12 protein-coding genes and 1 pseudogene are annotated in these 18,980 nt (G+C 70.6%); 7 read left to right on the plus strand and 6 right to left on the minus strand.

Annotated elements, in window-relative coordinates; all coding sequences use genetic code 11:
• The first annotated feature begins 53 nt into the window (after positions 1-53).
• From BJ965_RS35515 to BJ965_RS35530, 4 genes are all read left to right on the plus strand, one after another.
• Positions 54-929 (plus strand): universal stress protein, encoded by an 876-nt coding sequence (locus BJ965_RS35515; protein ID WP_184914996.1) that lies wholly within the window; start codon positions 54-56, stop codon positions 927-929.
• A 157-nt stretch (positions 930-1,086) separates the two neighbouring features.
• Positions 1,087-3,456, plus strand: coding sequence for a glycoside hydrolase family 65 protein (locus BJ965_RS35520; RefSeq protein WP_184915002.1), 2,370 nt, complete (start codon positions 1,087-1,089; stop codon positions 3,454-3,456).
• Between the two features lie 131 nt (positions 3,457-3,587).
• Positions 3,588-4,658 (plus strand): zinc-dependent alcohol dehydrogenase family protein, encoded by a 1,071-nt coding sequence (locus BJ965_RS35525; protein ID WP_184915005.1) that lies wholly within the window; start codon positions 3,588-3,590, stop codon positions 4,656-4,658.
• Between the two features lie 172 nt (positions 4,659-4,830).
• Positions 4,831-5,436 (plus strand): dihydrofolate reductase family protein, encoded by a 606-nt coding sequence (locus BJ965_RS35530; RefSeq protein WP_184915008.1) that lies wholly within the window; start codon positions 4,831-4,833, stop codon positions 5,434-5,436.
• 83 nt (positions 5,437-5,519) lie between these two features.
• Here BJ965_RS35530 and BJ965_RS40545 read toward each other — a convergent pair.
• Positions 5,520-5,679, minus strand: a pseudogene (locus tag BJ965_RS40545) (acetate--CoA ligase family protein); the annotation flags it as partial.
• Positions 5,680-5,683: 4 nt separating this feature from the next.
• A complete protein-coding gene (locus BJ965_RS35535; RefSeq protein WP_184915011.1) occupies positions 5,684-6,922 on the minus strand; it encodes a PP2C family protein-serine/threonine phosphatase in 1,239 nt (412 codons plus the stop codon).
• A gap of 125 nt (positions 6,923-7,047) precedes the next feature.
• On the opposite strand from BJ965_RS35535, the gene BJ965_RS35540 reads away from it, so the two are divergent.
• Positions 7,048-7,728, plus strand: a complete 681-nt coding sequence (locus tag BJ965_RS35540; protein ID WP_246546159.1) for a WD40 repeat domain-containing protein — start codon at positions 7,048-7,050, stop codon at positions 7,726-7,728.
• Here the strand turns inward: BJ965_RS35540 and BJ965_RS35545 are convergent.
• Positions 7,722-8,687: a glycoside hydrolase family 6 protein gene (locus tag BJ965_RS35545; protein ID WP_184915017.1), complete on the minus strand. Its 966-nt coding sequence runs from the start codon at positions 8,685-8,687 to the stop codon at positions 7,722-7,724. The two genes, BJ965_RS35540 and BJ965_RS35545, sit on opposite strands and share 7 nt — an antisense overlap.
• A gap of 363 nt (positions 8,688-9,050) precedes the next feature.
• Here BJ965_RS35545 and BJ965_RS35550 point away from each other — a divergent pair, with 363 nt between their 5' ends.
• The gene (locus tag BJ965_RS35550) at positions 9,051-10,064 is read left to right on the plus strand and encodes a LacI family DNA-binding transcriptional regulator (protein ID WP_184915021.1); all 1,014 of its coding nucleotides are present in this window, start codon (positions 9,051-9,053) and stop codon (positions 10,062-10,064) included.
• A gap of 149 nt (positions 10,065-10,213) precedes the next feature.
• On the opposite strand, the gene BJ965_RS35555 is transcribed toward BJ965_RS35550, so the two are convergent.
• A complete protein-coding gene (locus tag BJ965_RS35555) occupies positions 10,214-12,232 on the minus strand; it encodes a non-reducing end alpha-L-arabinofuranosidase family hydrolase (protein WP_184915025.1) in 2,019 nt (672 codons plus the stop codon).
• A gap of 494 nt (positions 12,233-12,726) precedes the next feature.
• On the opposite strand from BJ965_RS35555, the gene BJ965_RS35560 reads away from it, so the two are divergent.
• The gene (locus tag BJ965_RS35560; RefSeq protein WP_221514525.1) at positions 12,727-14,325 is read left to right on the plus strand and encodes a glycoside hydrolase family 27 protein; all 1,599 of its coding nucleotides are present in this window, start codon (positions 12,727-12,729) and stop codon (positions 14,323-14,325) included.
• A 69-nt stretch (positions 14,326-14,394) separates the two neighbouring features.
• Here the strand turns inward: BJ965_RS35560 and BJ965_RS35565 are convergent, their stop codons facing one another.
• Both BJ965_RS35565 and BJ965_RS35570 read right to left on the minus strand, forming a co-directional pair.
• Positions 14,395-15,933 (minus strand): glycoside hydrolase family 43 protein, encoded by a 1,539-nt coding sequence (locus BJ965_RS35565; protein WP_184917884.1) that lies wholly within the window; start codon positions 15,931-15,933, stop codon positions 14,395-14,397.
• Positions 15,934-16,139: 206 nt separating this feature from the next.
• Entirely contained in the window at positions 16,140-18,563 is a 2,424-nt protein-coding gene (locus BJ965_RS35570) for a SpoIIE family protein phosphatase (protein ID WP_184915030.1), read from the minus strand.
• Positions 18,564-18,980 lie beyond the last annotated feature (417 nt).

Genomic DNA, 18,980 nt, shown 5'->3' on the forward strand with positions numbered 1-18,980 from the left:
AGGAGACCCCCTGCTGCACGTGGTGGCAGCCCGAGAGAGAGGCGGTGGGGATCATGGAACTGCCCTTGATCGTGGGCGTCGACGGATCGGACGGCAGCATCCTGGCCATCGACTGGGCGGTGGACGAGGCCGTCCGCCTCGGTCTGCCGTTGCGGCTGGTCCATGCCTCCCTGTGGGAGCGCTATGAAGGCGCGTTGCCGTCGCTGGGCCGGGAGCGCCCCTCGGAGCGGGTGATGGCGGACCACATCGTGGCGTCCGCCGAGGAGCGGGTCCGACGCCTCAGCCCCGACCTGAAGGTGACGGGCGAGGCGGTGGCCGCTGAAGCGGTGTCCGCCCTCCTGAGCGAGGGCGACAACGCGTCCGCCCTGGTGACCGGGTCGCGCGGTCGGGGAGAGCTGAAGGGGACACTGCTGGGCTCGGTCAGCCTCGCTGTCGCGGCCCGTGCGTACTGCCCGGTCGTCGTGGTCCGGGGCGACAAGGCCGGTCTGGCCGGTACGCACGGCCGGATCCTGCTCGGTGCCGGGGAGCCCGACACGAGCGGCGAGGCCGCCCGGTTCGCGTTCCGTGAGGCCGAGGCCCGTGGGTGCGAGCTCGACGTCGTCCGCGCGTGGCGTCTTCCGCTGAACGAAGGCGCCGACCCCCCGGCACCCGCCGAGGCTCCCGTGTACGAGCACGAGGCGCAGGCCTCGGGCCTGGTGGACGAGCTGGTGGCCGAACTCATGGCCGACCACCCTGCCGTGCGGGTGCGCCGGGCCACGGTCGAGGGACCGGCACGCAAGGTGCTGGTGAACCGCTCGGCCGCCGCCGACCTCGTGGTCGTGGGCGCGCGGCGCCGGACCGGCCACTTCGGCCTCCAGCTGGGCCGGGTGAGCCACACCCTGCTGCACCACGCGGACTGCCCCGTCGCGGTCGTGCCCCAGCGGACATGACCCCCGTACGGCCTGTACAGGGCCGATGAACGCCCCGGTCTCGCGCGACACGCTCGTTGTCGGGGAAAGCCCAGGCGATGTCCGCCTGGGCGACACTGGTCCGGCCGGGCCCTTCCTCCAGGGCACCCGACCCCGGAGCCGCGAAGGGGGCAGCCGTATGACGGCCTGGACCTGGGAGTACGAGGGATACGATCCCGCCCGGCAGCGCCTGAGGGAGACGCTGTGCACCTTGGGCAACGGTCGCTTCGCCACCCGCGGGGCACTGCCCGAGTGCGTGGCGGACGACGTGCACTACCCGGGTACCTACGCGGCCGGCTGCTACAACCGGCTCACCTCCGACGTCGGGGACCGCCACGTCGAGAACGAGGACATGGTCAACCTGCCCAACTGGTTGCCGCTCCGCTTCCGGCCCGCGGGCGGTGAATGGCTCACACCCGACAGCGCGCCGGTGCTCGCCCACCGTCAGACCCTCCTCCTGGACGCGGGACTGCTGGACCGCGTCACCCGGTACGGCCTGGACGACGACCGGGTGCTGTCCGTACGGCAGCGACGTCTCGTGCACATGGGCGACCCGAACCTCGCCGCCCTGCGCACCGAGTTCACCGTCGAGGGCGCCACGACGGAGCTGGAAGTCGAGGCGGCGCTCGACGGGGGAGTCACCAACGCCGGGGTGCGCCGTTACCGCGGCCTCGCGGGGCACCACCTGACCCACGTGCACACCGGTACCGCCCGCCCCGGCACGGTGTGGCTGCGCTGCCGCACCCGTACCTCGGACATCCGGATCGGCATGGCGGCCCGGCTGACCGCCGGCGCACCGGTCGCCGAGACGCACGTACACCCCCGTGCGCTCCAGCATCTGCGGCTGACCCTGGAACCCGGCCGCACCGTCACCGTCGACAAGACCATCGCCCTGCACACCTCGCGCGACCCGGCCATCAGCGACCCGCTCCAGACCGCCCTGGACCGCGTGGGCGCCGCCCCGGGTTTCGAGGCGCTCCTGCGGTCGCACCGCACCGCCTGGAAGCTGCTGTGGCGCCGGGCCGCACTCGACGTCCCGGGCGAGCCGGGATCCATCCTGCGGCTGCACCTGTTCCACCTGCTCCAGACCCTCTCCCCGCACACCGCGGACCTGGATGTGGGAGTGCCGGCCCGCGGGCTGCACGGCGAGGCCTACCGGGGACACATCTTCTGGGACGAGCTGTTCGTGCTGCCCTACCTCAACCTGCACTTCCCGGAGGTGTCCCGCGCCCTCCTGCGCTACCGCCACCGGCGCCTGGACCGGGCGCGCGCCGCGGCACGGGCCCTCGGCAGGCGCGGCGCGCTGTATCCGTGGCAGAGCGGCAGCGACGGCCGCGAGGAGACCCAGCGCCTGCACCTCAACCCCCGCTCCGGGCGCTGGCTTCCCGACCACTCCCACCTCCAGCACCACGTCGGCTCGGCGATCGCCTACAACGTCTGGCAGTACTGCGAGGCCAGTGGTGACGCGGAGTTCCTGCACACCAAGGGCGCCGAGATGCTGGTGCAGATCGCGCGCTTCTGGGCCGACTCGGCCACCTGGGACGAGAAGCTGGGCCGTCATCGGATCCGGGGTGTGGTCGGTCCGGACGAGTATCACGACGCCTACCCCGGCTCCCCATCACCCGGCCTGGACGACAACGCGTACACGAACGTGACTGCGGCCTGGGTCCTCACCCGCACCTTGGAGGTGCTGCGCGACCTCCCGGAACCCCGGCGACGCGAACTCCTCGAACGCGCCGCGCTGGACGGCGGTGAGCTGGAGCGGTGGGAAGAGGTGTCCCGCACCCTCCACGTCCCCTTTCACGACGGGGTCGTCAGCCAGTTCCAGGGCTACGGGGACCTCGCCGAACTGGACTGGAAGGGCTACGCGAAGCGGTACGACGACATCCGGCGGCTCGACCGGATCCTCGAGGCCGAGGGCGACACCGTCAACCGCTACAAGGCGTCCAAGCAGGCCGACGCGCTGATGCTCGGCTACTTGTTCTCACCCGCCGAGCTGCAGGGCCTCTTCCGCCGGCTGGGTCATCGGCTGGACGAGGAGATCTGGCGGCACACGGTCGACCACTACCTCGCCCGGACCAGCCACGGGTCCACCCTCAGCGGTCTCGTCCACGGCTGGATCCTGGCCCGCGCCCGCCGCGCCGACGCGTGGCAGTTCTGCCAGGAGGCCCTGCGCGGCGATGTGGCCGACCTGCAGGGCGGCACCACGGGTGAGGGCATCCACCTCGGCGCGATGGCCGGTACCCTCGATCTGATCCAGCGCGGTCTCACCGGGCTGGAGACCCGCGAGGGGGCGCTGTGGCTGGACCCGGTGCCCCTGCCGGAGCTGTCGTCGTACGGCTTCTCGCTGCAGTACCAGGGGCACTGGGGTGTGCGGCTGCGGCTGCGGAGCGGTCTGCTGGAGATCTCCGTGCCGCACTCCGACCGCCGGCCGATCACCGTGTGCCTGCCCGACCGGACCGTCGGGGTCGAGCCAGGGGAGACGAGCCGGCTGCTGCTTCCGGGCTGAGGGCTTGCGGCCCCGGAGAGCCGCCCGGCCGTTCGGCAGCACGACGAGGGCCGACCGGCCCGAGCGGACGCCACTCATCTGGCCGAAGATGAAGAAGATGAACCCTCAGGGCACCGCCAAGGAGGAACGTCATGAAGGGCTTCGTTTTCCACGGCACCGGGAAGTCCGCCTGGGAGGAGGTCCCGGACCCGGGCATCAAGGACCCCACCGACGTCATCGTCCGGGTCGACGCCGTCACCATCTGCGGTACGGATCTGCACATCCTCAAGGGCGACGTGCCGGAGGTGCCTTCCGGGACGGTGCTGGGTCACGAAGCGGTGGGCGAGATAGTCGAGACCGGCAGCGACGTGCGCACCGTACGGCCGGGGGACCGTGTCCTCGTCTCCTGCATCACCGCCTGCGGCCGCTGCCGCTTCTGCAGGGAGGCAGCATACGGCCAGTGCCGGGGCGGCGGAGGCTGGATCCTCGGGCACCTGATCGACGGCACGCAGGCGGAGTACGTCCGTGTGCCCTACGCCGACCTCTCCGTGCATCCGCTGCCGGGTGGGCTGACGAGCCAGGACGCCGTCCTGTTCGCCGACATCTTCCCGACCGCCTACGAGGTGGGCGTGATGAACGGTGCCGTACGGCCCGGTGACACGGTCGCGGTCGTCGGGGCCGGGCCCATCGGACTCGCCGCGATCCTCACCGCCAAGCTCTGCTCACCCGAGCGGATCATCGCCGTCGACCTCGCCGACTCCCGGCTCGAGGCCGCCAGGCGGCTCGGCGCCGACGCCGTCGTCCCCGTCCGCGACGACCCGGAGCAACTGGTCTCCGACCTCACTGACGGCCTGGGTGCCGACGTGGTCATCGAGGCCGTGGGTGTGCCGGAGAGTTTCGAGATGTGCACGCGCATGGTGCGGCCCGGCGGACACGTGGCCAACGTCGGTGTCCACGGCAGGCCCGCGACCCTGCACCTCGAAGATCTGTGGATCAAGAACGTGACCATCACGACCGGACTGGTCGACACATCGTCGACGCCCACTCTGCTGAGGATGGCGGCCTCCGGCCGCCTGCCGACCACGTCGCTGGTGACCCACACCTTCTCCCTGGACCAGATGGAGGAGGCCTACGAGGTCTTCGCGCACGCCGCCGACACCGGCGCGCTCAAGATCGTGCTCGGCGAGCCTCCCCACGACGAGCTGGCCGTCCCGGCGGCGTGACCGTGGCGGTGTGCGGGATGGCGCGTGCACCAGCAGACGTCGTCGTCCGGCACATCCCTGTGCGCAGGTCCTCTCCGGCGTCATGGGTCTTCTGGTCACTCCATTGCGCGGCCGATGAGTTTGCGGCTTCCGGCCGGTCCAAGCTCGTGACAGCCCAGGAAAGGACACCGCCATGTCGGAGCTTCTCGTCGACTTCATCACCTCCCTCGACGGCTACGCATCGGGAGAGGGATGGCCCGGGTTCTGGGGCCTCGAAGGCCCGGAGTACCTCGCATGGCTCGGCGAACAGCCCAAGGCCACCTACTTGATGGGAGCGAACACCTACCGCCTGATGTCGGGCTTCGCCGCAGGCGAGGTCCCGAAGGGCCAGGACGAGTTCAGGCCCGAGGAAGAGGCATCCGTCGACGAGCTCACGCAAGCGTCCAAGGTGGTGTTCTCCTCCTCACTCGAGGAGCCACTGACCTGGGCCAACTCCACGCTCGTCCGTGACGACGCCGTCGAGGCGGTCCGTGCCATGAAGTCGAGCGGCTCGGGGCTCCTCAGCACGATCGGCAGCCTCAGCCTGTGCCGATCCCTGCTGCGTGCCGGACTCGTCGACCGCTTCCGGGTCGTGATGTTCCCGGTGATCACCGGTGCCACGGGCGAAGAACGCATCTACGACGGCTATCCGGACGTTGCCCTCGAGATGATCGAGCACCGCACCTTCGACGGCCGCATCCAGCTGGTCGAGTACAAGCCCCGCGTGCTCGAACACCCGCCGCTCGGCGCCCCTGCGTGACGTCGCCCCGTCCGCCGGTCTGGACACCCGCCAGGCCGGTGCCGGCGGGCCGCGGAGCCAAGACCTCATAGCGGGCGAACGGCCAAGGCCGGTGCTCGGCGAGGCGTCGGGCCACCGTCTTGAACGGCGTGTCGTGCTCGGCGCGGACGATCGGGCCCCATGGTCGGCCAGGACCTCGGCCGCCGTACCGCCGAGCCCGAACAGGATCAGTGTCCCGAACACCTCGTCCTGAACCAGAGCCGCGGGCTCACAGGCGGATGATGACCAGCACCGTGTCGTCGGTGTTGCCGGAGGACGGGAGGAGGTCGGCCAAGAGGGCATCGGCCAGGGTCTCGGGGCCGGCGCTGCCGTGGCGGGCGAGGGCGTCGGCGAGGCGGGCCAGGCCGGCGTCGATGTCCTCGTCGCGGCGTTCGATCAGGCCGTCGGAGTAGAGGACCAGGGTGGCGCCCTCGGCGAAGGCCGTACTGGCCTCCGGCCGCGGGACGTGTTCGGGGCGCGCGCCGAGAGGCGGATCGGTCGCCTGGTCGAGGAAGGTCACCGTGCCGTCGGGGTGGAGCAGGGCGGGCGGTGGGTGGCCCGCGCTGCTGTACCTGAGGGTGTGGGTCTCCCAGTCGATGTAGGTCTTCACCACCGTGGTCGACTCCGCACCTTCGACGTGGCGGGCGTACAGTCCGAGGGCTTCCAGCGCCCTGGCCGGGCCGTCGGCGACACGGGCGGCCGCGCTCAGCGCGCTGCGCAGCTGCCCCATGACACCGGCCGCTTCCAGGCCGTGGCCGACGACGTCTCCGACGGCGACGGCGATGCGGTCGCCCGGCAGGTCGACCAGGTCGTACCAGTCGCCGCACACGTTCAGGGTGCCGACGGCGGGCCGGTAGCGGACGGCCGCCCGATGGTGCCCGACCGGATCCGGGGCGGGCAGCATCGCCGCCTGCAGGGCCAGGGCGACCTCGCGTTCGCGCGCATGGGCCAGACGCAGGCGTTCGTTGACTTCCTGCAATTCACGGGAGCGGGTGTAGAGCTCGGCCTCCAGCACGCGTGCCCTGCTGCTCTCGCCGCCCGTGCCGCCGCGGGCGCGGGCGTGGATGAGCTCGGTGACCTCCTCCACCCGGTGCGCGATCAGCGTCACCCGCCTGTCCGGGCCCAGCACGGGTGCGTTGACCGGGCTCCAGAAGTGTTCCACCCAGTGGCCGGGCCGCTCGGGGTCCTCGATGTCGTAACGCAGCAGCGCCATGGTGTCGCGCTCGCCGGTGGCCACCACGCGGAGCATCGACGCCTGGGTCTCCCTCATGCCGGCCGCGGCCGGGTCGTTGGGGTTCTCGGGGAAGACGTCGAAGATGTAGCGGCCCAGCAGTTGCTCACGGGTGCGCCCGGCCAGACGGAGGAAGTCCTCGTTGGCGTCGGCGTACACCAGTTCGGGGGTGAGCAGAGCCACCATGCCGGGCAGGGCATGGAAGACCGCCTCGTAGTCGATCTGCGGTTCCGTCATGTGTTGCCCGCCTCGGCGCCGACCGTCACTGTGCGGCTCCACGATAGAAGTGAATGCGCCACGCGGTCGTGCCCGCTGCTCCAGGCCCCCCGGAGTCACCTGGGTGGCCCCGCCATGCGCGTGACATGTGTGGAGCCGGGGCACCGGAACGCAACGGTGACAGCCGAGGGGGTGTCAGTTCCCGTACCGCAGCGGGCGGTGGGCCTCGTACTCGCTGCCCGCCGCCAGTCCGTACGTCACCGAGCGGTGACGACACCATCCGCCTGTGGGACATCACCGACCCGGCCCGCCCCGGATGCTGGACGCTCACCGGGCACGAGGGGAACGTCAAGCCCGTGGCCTTCAGCCCCGACGGGAGGGCCCTGGCCCCGGGCTCCGACGACCGCGACGTCCGTATCCGGGACCTGACCGACCCGCACCACGCCGTCCCCGTCGCCGTCCTCGAGGGTCATCGGCATTTCGTGGACGCCCTCGCCTACAGCCGGGACGGCCGTACGCTGCTGAGCGGGAGCGACGACCGTACGGCGAGACTGTGGGACGTGACCGACCGCGCGCACCCCGCTCACCTGGCCCACCTCACCAACCCCCGCGGTACGGTGAAGGAGGTGCGTCCTCTCGCGGCGAACGGCACCTTCCTCACCGTGACGGCCCGGAGGTGCGGCCGCGACTCCGGATGCGCCACCGACGTCGGCCCCGGATCCCGCTGGGCGGCCTTCCACCCACCGGCGTGCCCCTCGAACCGCATCGCCCTGGCACACCCCGACTCCTCCGACTGCTTCCTGCCCGGGGGCGTCCGGGATCAGTAGCCGTAGATCATCTTGTAGGCGACCTCGGGGAGGAACTGGCCGGCCGAGGAGCCGCCTCCGACGCCGCAGTTGCCGTCGGACTCACCCGGGGTCTTGATCCACAAGAGCATCTCGGCGCCTCCGCCCGACTGTGTGGGGGTGCCGATGCGACGGCCTGAGGGATTGCACCACTGGCCGTTGGAGCCGTTGCCGTTGCGGCTGGTGTCCACGACGAACGGCTTGGTGTAGCCGTAGCGGGAGCTCAGTTCACGGTTGACGGCGTTGCCGTAGGCGGTGTTCTCGGCGGTGGTGATGTAGTTGGAGATGTTGAGCGAGAAGCCGTGGGCCTGCCGGAGGCCGGCTTCGTGCAGGCGCCGGGCCATGGTCGCCGCGTCGGCCCAGCGCGGATTGCCGGCGTCCATGTAGACCCAGGTGTTGGGGGCTTGGCGGCTGAACGCCGCGACGGCCCCCGTGAGCATGCCCTCGCGTTCGTCGATCTGTGCCTGGTTCATGCAGCCGTAGTCCCCGAGGGAGTCCGGCTCGAGGATGACCACGGCCGGGCGGCTGCCGATACCGCCGGCGAACTGGGCGATCCAGTCGGCGTAGGCGGACGGGGAGGCGGCTCCGCCTGCGGAGTGCCCGCCGCAGTAGTCGCGGTTGTAGACGTTGTAGGCGACGAGGACGGGCAGTTTGTCGGCGCGGTCCGCCGCTCCCGCGTACGCGCCCGTGGCGGAGCCGATGGCGCCGCTCCAGGAGCCGAACCAGCGGGCCATCGGGGTGTTGGCGATGGAGGCGTTGATGGCGGCGGCTCGGCCGTCACCCTGGTTGGCGGCCACCCACCTCTTCGGGCTGGAGTCGGGGTCCACATAGAACCCACTGGTCATGGTCGTCGGATCGGCCGCGTGCGCGGACGGTGCGACGGCGAGCGCCAGCGGCGCGGTGAAGAGTGCTACGGCCAAGGCGCGGAGTCGGCGGCGCATGACTGAACCTCAACTTCCTGGCAGGGGTGTGTCGCACCTCTGGTCCCGAGCGTGCGACCTGAGCGAGAGCGGTGGTACGCCTGGATTGGGAGCGCTCCCACTGGAAGCGCTCCCAACAGCACTGGAAATTCGTTGGGGTGTGCTCGGTATGGTGTGGCGGGGTGGTTGAGGTGTCAAGAGTCTCTGCGCAACTCGAGGCACAGGGACGGGAATCAGCCTCTGGGGTGCGAAACTGGAAGCGGTCCCAGTCCTGTGGAGGTAGGGACTCTCCGCCTGCCCTGTGCGTCCCTCGGGTGGGTGGCACCGCCACGAGCCGGGGTGAGACGCTTTCCCGTCCAGTCGTGAGGGAAAGGCTCGTGGTTCATGGCAGAAGGTGCGCCGCGTCGGCAGCCGACGCTCGTCGAGGTGGCCGAACGCGCCGGTGTTTCCCGTTCCGTGGCTTCCCGTGCGCTCAACAACGCTCCTCACGTGAGCCGTTCCAAACGTGAGGCGGTCGAACGGGCTGCCCGGCAACTCGGCTATGTGCCCAATCCGTCCGCCCGTGCGCTCGCCACGCGGCAGACGGGTGCCGCCGCCCTGATTGTCTCGGGAGAGGATCCGTCGATCTTCGCGGACCCCTTCTACGCCCAGGTGATCGTGGGCGCGTCGCAGGCTCTGGAGGAGGCCGACCTGCATCTGATGCTGTGTCTGGCCGCGTCCGACCGGGGCCGCACACGGGTGGAGGAACTCCTCCGGTCCAGGGGGGCCGACGGCGTCATGCTGATGGCGCTGCGCGAGAACGATCCGCTGACCCGTATGGCCCAGGAGGCGGAGATACCCGTCGTGTTCGGAGGACGCCCGGTCGGTTCGGCTCCCCGGTGGTACGTGGACGTCGACAACGTCGGCGGAGCGCGGGAGGCCACCGAGTACCTGGTGTCGCTCGGCCGGACTCGCGTGGCCGCGATCTGCGGGCGTCTGGACACCGAGGCCGGGCGCGCCCGCTACCGCGGCCACCGGGACGCCTTGCTGGCGGCCGGCCTCGATCCGTTGCCGCCGCAGGAGGGAGACTTCACCGAGCCCAGCGGAGCAGCCGCCATGGCCGTACTGCTGGCCGACCATCCCGACCTGGACGGGGTGTTCGCCGCCAACGACAACATGGCGGCGGGGGCGCTGCGCATGTTGCGTGCGTCCGGCCGGGCGGTCCCTGACGATGTCGCCGTGGTGGGCTTCGACGACCTGACCGTCGCCCAGGTCGCCGATCCGCCCCTCACCACCGTCCATCAGCCCGTAACGGCGCTCGGACGGGAGATGGCGCGCATGCTCGTCACGCTCATCAACGGACAGGAACCCACCCCGTTGATCCTGCCCACACGGCTGGTCACCCGCTCAAGCGCCTGACCGGTCCGCGCCGGCGGACATGACGGTGAGGCCGGCTCCGGGCGGCTGCCGCGCACTCCGGCATGTCCTCGGACGACGGCAAGTACCGCCTGGCACCCGGCGGGACGTCCACTGGCGTGGGCCCCGCACGAGCGGCGGGGCCCACAGGGTCAGCAGGTGGCGTTCGTCTGGGTGAGCAGACCCAGCCGCCACGGCAGGGTGTCGTAGTCACCGCCGGCGTTGGGGTTCATGCCCTGGTAGAGGTACTGGAGCCGGCAGGCGGGGATGGTGAGTGTCTGGTCGTAACCGGCGCGGATCATCTCGCCGTGGCTGATGTCCCTGGTCCAGGCTCCTGACGGGAAGGTGACGTTGTTCGCCCTGGCGAAGGGGTTGCTCTCGGACGCGGCCAGCGGGGTCCAGGAGCCGGCGAGGCTGGTTGTCGTCCAGGAGCGGAAGTAGCGTCGCCCGTCGGATCCGATGGCCTCGACGAGGAGCAGATACTGGTTGGAGCCCTGCACCTTGTACACGTTGCTCGCCTCGAAGAGGGCGTACTTGGAGTCCCGGGCCGCGATGACGGTGTTCGTGAAGCCGTTGGGGAACTGGCCGACGCTCGTCTGGGAGCGGTACAGGTGTCCGTTGTCGTCGGAGGAGAACAGGTAGCAGTTGGCGCTGTCGCAGATCACCCACATGTCGACCCAGTGGCCGTTGCCGATGTTCTGCTTGATGATGTCCGGCATCGACGAGTAGAAGTTGCGCGGGGCGCTCCACCCGTTCGGGTTGCTGATGTCGGGGTTCGTCGAGTACGAGGCGTTGCCGGTCTGGTACACGAGGTACCACAGGCGTTGCGGCGCGTAGTAGAAGACCTGCGGCGCGGCTCGGTACCCCTTCCCGATGGCGCTGCGGTCGAGGTAGTGGTGCGTGGCCGAGCCGGCCTGCGACCAGTCGCTGAAGTTCAGGTAGACCAGGTTGTACCCGGAGGAACTCGCGGTACTGGCGAACACGTGGTACTTGCCGTTGTACTGGACGACCGTCGGATCCTTGATGCCGGCGATGTTGTGGGTGGCGTCCGGCTTCGGCGATACCAGCGTGCCGCTGGAGCTCCAGGAGAAGCGGGAGGGCAGCGCGGCTGCGGACCGGGGTGAACGGGTGCCGGCCTGCTTCACCGCGACCGAGCCGCCCATCGAGGTGAGCGCTGACTGGTAGGCCGCCTTCTTGTTCCCGTTGCGGTCGAACAGCAGGGGGTTCTCCTGGCTGCGCCAGGAGTCGCTGTCGCGGATGCCCCAGACGGTGATGCCGGTGCAGCGGGCCACGTTCATACAGGCCCTGACGGTGTTCGCGTACGCGTTCGGGGGTGCCTGCGCGATGTCCAGTTCGGTGATCTGCACGTCGACACCGAGGGCGGCGAAGTTCGACAGCGTCGTCTGGAAGCTTGCGGGCGGGCCGCCGGCGCCGAAGTGGGCTTGGAGGCCGACGCAGTCGATGGGCACGCCGCGCGCCTTGAAGTCGCGCACCATCCGGTAGACGCCCTGGGTCTTGGCGTCGCTCCAGTTCTCGATGTTGTAGTCGTTGTAGCAGAGCTTGGCGGCGGGGTCGGCGGACCGCGCGGTGCGGAAGGCCTGCTCGAGGAAGCCGGTGCCCAGGACGTCCCGGAAGACCGAGCTGCGCAGCTGGCCGCTGCCACCGTCGGCGAAGGCCTCGTTGACGACGTCCCAGGAGTGGATGCGGCCCTTGTAGCGGTTCATCACCGTGGTGATGTGGTTGTTCATGACGCTGCGCAGCGTGTTCGCGTCCCTGATGGAGTTGACCCAGCCGGGCAGTTGGGAGTGCCAGACGAGGGTGTGGCCGCGGACGCGCTGACCGCGGGCCGCCGCTCGGTTGACGATCTGGTCGGCGGGGCCGAAGGTGAACGAGCCGCGGGACCGCTCGGTCGCGTCCCACTTCATCTCGTTCTCGGGTGTGACCGAGTTGAACTCGCGGTCCAGGATGGTGGTGTACGTGCCGTCGCCCAGCCTTCCGGCGGCCACCGCGGTCCCGAAGTACCGTCCGGACTGGGCCGCTTGGGCCCCGAGCGTGGACGCCCGGACGGTGTCGGGTACGGCGGTCGCGGCACCGGGCGTCATCAGCGCGCCGATGGCCAGCAGGGATAACACCGACGCTCGGCGACGGCCGAGCCGTGTGAGCGGGTTCATGGTTCTCCTTCACGTTCGTGGGGGGTTCGGGGGTGCGGTCGGTGGGGCCGGATCCGGGCCTGGAATGACGAGGCCATGACATGTTTGCGGCAGGGTTCGTCTTGTGCCACCCCTCGTCCGTGTCGTACGCCAGGGTCGAAGTGATCCCATCTCTGTTCGTGATGTCGAACGCGAAACGACTCATCGAGCATTCTGGATGATAGGAGGCTGGCCGATGCCGTCAATACGTCTCGCATGATTCGTATGACGCATCGAAACATTCGAATGCCCTCGGCCTGGATGAAGGCAAGCGAGGACAGCGAAGGTCAATGGTGTTGACATGTTCGGACGCCTCTCTAGTATCCGAGAGGCCCAAAGTTTCCGAACGGCAGTCGAAATTGCGAACGTCTCGCCCCCGCCCAGTGGTGTCATGAATATGACACGACGCCCCTTCCGGTAAAGGAGCCCCGGTGCTCATACGGTCTGGCAGACGACTGCTCCGCGTCCTCGCGGCCATGGTGACGGTCACGGCGTCCCTGACGGCCTCCGCTCACTCCACCGCCTCGGCCGCGCCCGGCAGCCCGGCGCTCACCCCACCCTTGGGCTGGAACAGCTGGAACAGCTTCGGGTGCGGGATCACCGAGACCCAGGTTCGTCAGGCCGCCGACGCGATGGTGTCCTCGGGCATGCGGGACGCCGGCTACCGCTATGTGGTGGTCGACGACTGCTGGTTCGACCCGCAGCGAGACGCGGCGGGCAACCTGCGGGCCAATGCGGCCAAGTTTCCGAGTGGGATGAAGGCGCTGGGGGACTACATCCACGGCAAGGGCCTGAAGTTCGGCATCTACCAGGTGCCGGGCGAGCGCACCTGCGCGCAGGCCACCGGAGGCTACCCGGGATCCACGGGCAGCAGGGGGCACGAGGCTCAGGACGCCGCCACGTTCGCCTCATGGGGCGTCGACTACCTCAAGTACGACTGGTGCTCCTCCAGTGGCACCCGTGACGAGCAGGTCGCGCGTTTCACGCTCATGCGCGATGCCCTGCGTGCCACCGGGCGGCCGATCGTCTACAGCATCAACCCCAACAGCCTCCACGCCATCACCGGCGCCGCATACAACTGGGGCGAGGTCGCCGACCTGTGGCGGACGACCGAGGACCTCCTCGACATCTGGCAGAACGGCAACACCAACAGCTATCCGATGGGCGTCGGCAACGTCCTGGACGTCACCGCGCCGCTGGCGGCGCAGTCGGGACCAGGGCACTGGAACGACCCCGACATGCTGGTCGTCGGCCGGCCCGGTCTGTCGCTGACCGAGTCCCGCTCGCATTTCGGCCTCTGGGCGCTGCTGGGCGCACCGCTCATGGCCGGCAACGACATCCGCACCATGTCCGCCGACGTGAGCGCGATCCTGCGCAACTCCCGCCTGCTGGCGGTGAACCAGGACCCGCTGGGCGCGGGCGGGCGCAGGGTGCGTGACGACGGCAGCACCGAGGTGTTCGCCAAGCCGTTGTCCGACGGCTCGGTCGCGGTGGGCCTGTTCAACCGGGGAAGCGGCACGGCGACGGTCACCACCACGGCTGCGCAAGTCGGCCTGTCCGGCGGGGCGTTCACCCTCACGGACCTGTGGACCGGCGGCACTTCCAGCACGTCCGGGCAGATCTCGGCGAGCGTCCCCGCGCACGGCGTGGCCGTGTTCCGGGTGAGCGGGGGCAGCCCGCTCGCCGCCACCACCTCGCGGCTGCGTGGCAACGGGTCCGGCCGCTGCCTGGACGTGGACAAGGCCTCCACCACGGCCGGGGCCACGGTACTGATCTGGGACTGCCACACGGCCGCCAACCAACTGTGGACCACGTGGGCCGGTGGCGAGATCCGTGTCTTCGGCGACAAGTGCCTGGACGCCTACGACCGGGGCACCGTCAACGGCACCCGCGTCATCACCTGGCCCTGCAACGGCCAGGACAACCAGAAATGGACCGTCGGCTCCGACGGGTCGGTCCGCAACGTCCACGCCGGGCTGTGCCTCGACGTCGACCGGGCCGGCACCGCCAACGGAACCCCGCTGGTCCTGTGGACCTGCAACGGCCAGGCCGGCCAGAAGTGGAACCGCGCGTGAGGGACGTGGCACACCCGCGGCCCGCAGAAGAGGAGTCGGCGCTCCGGAGCACGGTTGCCAGAGCCGGACTCAGCCGTCGAGGGGCTCGTAGTCGAACCAGTCGAAGTGGACGGTGCCTGCCGCGGCGTACATGCCGATGACGCGACCGGTGAAGCCGCCGGCGACCTCGGTCGACAGGTAGCGGCCGTCGAGGGTCGCCAGCTCGGTGAACGCGCCGTCGGGCTCCTCGAAGCCGAGGGAGACGACGTCGGGTCCCGTGCACGGCCCGTGCGGAGACGGCGGTTCCGTGATCGTGACGGCGAGGACCACCGGCCCGGCGGGCACGGACCGTGCGGCCACGACCGTGCGCAGGGAGCCGACGCGAGCGACCACCCGCACCCGGGTGCCGGACACCTCGACCGCGTAATGGTGCCGCTCGTCGAGCCGGACGGCGAGGCCACCGCCGCCCTCCGCGGCATCGACCAGCGTGCGGGCCCGGCACGACGGATGCTGCTGGCGCCGGCCGGTGAACACCACGTCGGACTCGTCCAGGGAGCCGCCCCGGGCGCGGAGCGTCAGCCACCCGGGGCGCTCCTCGGTGGTGCAGTGTGCGGCGGGCCGGTCGCGCAGGGAGATCCAGGACGGCCCGAGTCCGGTGAGCTCGAAGTCGTCCCGGGGCTGCACGACGGGTCCGGGGGAGAGCGGCCACGGGAGTTCGGGCAGGTCCAGGGCGACCTCGCCGACGACCGGCCAGTCGTCCACCCAGGTCACGGGGGCCAGGAAGGTCTCCCGGCCGAGCACGTGCCAGCCCGGCGTGCCGCCGCACGGTCGCACGCCGAGCAGCACCATCCACCAGGAGCCGTCGAGGCCTTGGACCAGGTCGGCGTGCCCGGTGTTCTGGACGGGGTGGTCGGTGCCGCGATGGGTGAGGATCGGGTTGGCCGGGCACGGCTCGAACGGACCGGCGGGGGTACGGCCCCTGGCGATCGAGACACCGTGGCCGCGCTCGGTACCGCCCTCGGCGATGAGCAGGTACCAGTAGTCGCCGATCCGGTACAGATGCGGCGCCTCCGGGGCCTTGGCGCCGGGCCCGCCGGACCAGAGCCTGCGCGGTGTCCCGTACGTCTTCCCGGTGGACGGGTCGATACGGACCTGGGAGACCCCGGCGACCGTGCACCAGCAGGTGCCGTCCTCGTCCCAGGCGAGGTCGGGATCGATGCCCGGAACCCCCGGCGCCCGGATGGGATCCGACCACGGTCCGGCCGGGTCGGTGGCCGTGACGATCAGGTTGCCGCCGCCCTCGCTGCAGTTGGTGACGATCAGCCAGAAGCGGCCGTCGTGGTGGCGCAGGGTCGGGGCGTAGATCCCGCCGGAGGAGGGCGTGGAGGCGGGCAGGCGCAGTTGCTCGGGCCGGTCCAGGGCGTTGCCGATCTGCGTCCAGTGCACCAGGTCACGGCTGTGGAAGAGGGGCACTCCGGGGAAGTACTCGAAGCTGGAGCAGGCCAGGTAGTAGTCGTCGCCGACGCGGCAGACGCTCGGGTCGGGGTGAAAGCCGGGGATCACGGGGTTGGTGAAGTGTCCGGGCCCTGCCTCATGCACCCGGCGGGAGGTCCCGTTTTCCTTGGTCATGCCGGCCCACCCCTTGTCGTCGAAGCGCTTCACTTCCATTCGCACGTTAACGGGCGTCTTCCGTGTGGAACAAGGGTCCCGACCGGGCTGCGCCTTCTTGCACTCGTCAATCGACAACGTGAGGTAGTGGTGAACCGTCTGTCGAAGCGCTTCGACACCGAAATGGAGCGTGGCGGGAGCCGGGGACGGCCCGCCGGATACGGATCTCAAAGCGTCTGGGGCTCGCCAAGGGTCTGAGCACACCAGATCGTCTTGCCGTAGGTGGTGTGCCGGGTGCCCCACCCCTGGGTGAGCTGGGCGACGAGCAGCAGGCCCCGGCCGCCTTCGTCGAAGGCGCGTGCCCGGCGCAGGTGCGGTGCGGTGCTGCTGGCGTCGGAAACCTCGCAGATCAGGGAGATGTCGCGAATCAGCCGCAGCATGATCGGGGGCTCGCCGTATCTGATGGCGTTGGTGACCAGCTCGCTGACGACCAGTTCGGTGACGAACGACGCCTCCTCCAGGCCCCAGGCCTCCAGCTGGTCGAGGGCGAACTTCCTGGCGCGCGGCACCTGTGCGGGGTCGGGTGGGACGTCCCAGTCGGCGACATGCTGGGGATCCAGCGCGCGGGTGCGGGCGAGCAGCAGGGCGGCGTCGTCGGTGCGGCGTTCGACGAGCATGGCGTCGATGACCGTGTCACACAGGCCCTCCAGCGACGTGGCCGGACGGTTCAGGACCCGCAGCAGCGCGGCGACCCCCTGGTCGGCATCGCGCTCGCGGCTCCCCACCAGTCCGTCGGTGTAGAGGGCGAGCAGGCTGCCCTCGGGCAGCTCGAGCTCGACCGCCTCGAACGGCAGCCCTCCGATACCGAGCGGTGGCCCCGGCCGGGCGGGAACCGGGGCCCTGGTTCCGTCCGGGGAGATGACCAGCGGCAGCGGGTGACCTGCGCTCGCCAGGGTGAAGCGGCGGGAGACCGGGTCGTAGACGGTGTAAAGGCAGGTGGCCCCGAACTCGCCCGTCGGCTGGAAGCCGCCGGCGGGCTGGAGATCGCTGGCGAGATGGATGACCAGGTCGTCCAGGTGGGTCAGCAACTCGTCCGGTGGCAGATCCACGTCGGCGAGCGTGCGGACCGCCGTGCGCAGCCGGCCCATGCTGGCCGAGGCGTGCAGGCCGTGACCGACCACGTCGCCGACGACCAGGGCGGTCCGGGCACCGGAGAGCGGAATGACGTCGAACCAGTCACCGCCCACTTCCGAGCCGGTCCCGGCGGGCAGGTAGCGGGACGCCACCTCGAGTGCCTCCTGGACCGGCAGCCGCTGCAGCAGCAGGCTGCGCTGCAGGGTCAGCGCGGTCGTGCGCTCGCGTGCGTACCGACGGGCGTTGTCGATGGCGACGGCCGCTTTGGCGGTGAGCTCTTCGGCGAGGATCAGGTCGTCGGCCGTGAAGGCCTCGGGCCGGTCGCTGCGGGAGAACGCGACCACGCCGAGCAGCGCGCCGCGCGCCCGGAGCGGCACGGTGATACGGCCGGTCGTCCGCTGCGCCGCGAGGGACTCGTCGATCAACGGATTGCCCGGCGGCCAGTGCGCCGGGTCTGCGGCGAGCCCGGGCCCGAAGGCCCACTCGCCGCCAGGACCGGGCTCGGTCGCGAGCTGAACCGTGGACCTGCCGGTGGCCATGCAACGGGCGGCGACGGAATCGGGAGCGTGACCGACCGGGGCAGGGTGCCCGGAGGCCTGGTCGGTGTCGTACGCCGTGCTGTGCCGGGCGGCGCGGCGGAGCGCGATGGCTTCACCGGAGGCAGGGGACAGGGGTGGTTCCTCTCCGCGCAGCACCTCGTCGAAGAGATCGACGGTGACGAGGTCGGCGAACCCCGGGACCGGGGTCCTGGCCAGTTCCTGGGCGGTGCCCAGCACGTCGAGTGTCCGGCCGATGCCACCACTGGCCTCGTTGAGCATGAGCAGGCGCTGCCGGGCCCAGTACTCGGCGCTCATGTCGAATCCCCAGTTGGCGACCGCGCGGACCCTGCCCTCGGCATCCCGTACGGGCCACATGCTGGTCGCCCAGGCGTTGGCGTAGTCGCTGCCGAGCGGACGGAAGACGGTGATGAGACGCGCGGGGTCACCGGTTCTCGCCACCTCGGAGAGCTTGTCGGTGTACGCCCTGTCGTCCAGATCGGGGAACAGCTCGCGGTACTTCTCGTCGAGCACCTGCTCCTCGGAGTGCGCCATCACTCGGCACGCGGAGGCGTTGACCCACAGAAACCGCAGCTCAGGGTCGTAGACGCCCAGAGCGAAGGGGCACTGCTCGAAGGCCAGGTCGGCGATCACCGGGCGGCGTTCCCAGCGGTGGACGGTCATCGCGTGGCCCAGCAGCCGGCCGTCGGCGCCGAACAGCGGATGAGCCGACACCAGGGCGTCGACCGTGGAACCGTCCCGGTGGCGCAGGGGGAGGAGCTCCGCCTGGCCGGGACCGCTGCCGGAGCTCTCGGGGAAGCCGGGTGGTGGGGGAGCGGCCAGCAGGTCGGTGACCGGGCGCCCGACGGCGTCCTCCGCCGGCCAGCCCAGCAGCAGCCGCCCGCTCTCGCTCCAGCCGCTCACCACGCCGTCCGGCCCCACCACAAGCACGGCAGCGCGGGCCTCCTGCTTGCCGGCCATGTCCACGCGCCTCGCCTCCGTCCGGACAGCCGTGCCTGTCAGCGCCGGTTTCCAGCCGCACTTTCCAGCCTAGGTCCGCTTCAGCACCATGGCGCCCCGGCCGGTGCCTCGGCCGTCGTGGGCCGAGCCATGCCGCGGGCAGTCTCGGGCGTCCACGGCTCACCGGGGTTGACTGCGTGGAGAAGTCGCGGGTGCCGAGGTCGCCCACCACGGGCTGAGCGCGCCGTGACGCACGCCGGCGTTGCTGGTCCGCTCGCGCCGCCACGCCAAGGGCAGCGTCTCCGGCGGCTCCTGCGCGGTGAAGCGCCGCGACACGTTCGAACTGCCTTCCCGGGTCCACTGTTTGAGGCTGGAGCCGGAGGCGACGGTGCCACCACTGCCCCAGGGCTGGGCCGTTGGCGGCGTGGATGATCCGGC

It is taken from the genome of Streptomyces luteogriseus (assembly GCF_014205055.1).
In the GTDB taxonomy this organism is placed as follows: Bacteria; Actinomycetota; Actinomycetes; order Streptomycetales; family Streptomycetaceae; genus Streptomyces; species Streptomyces luteogriseus.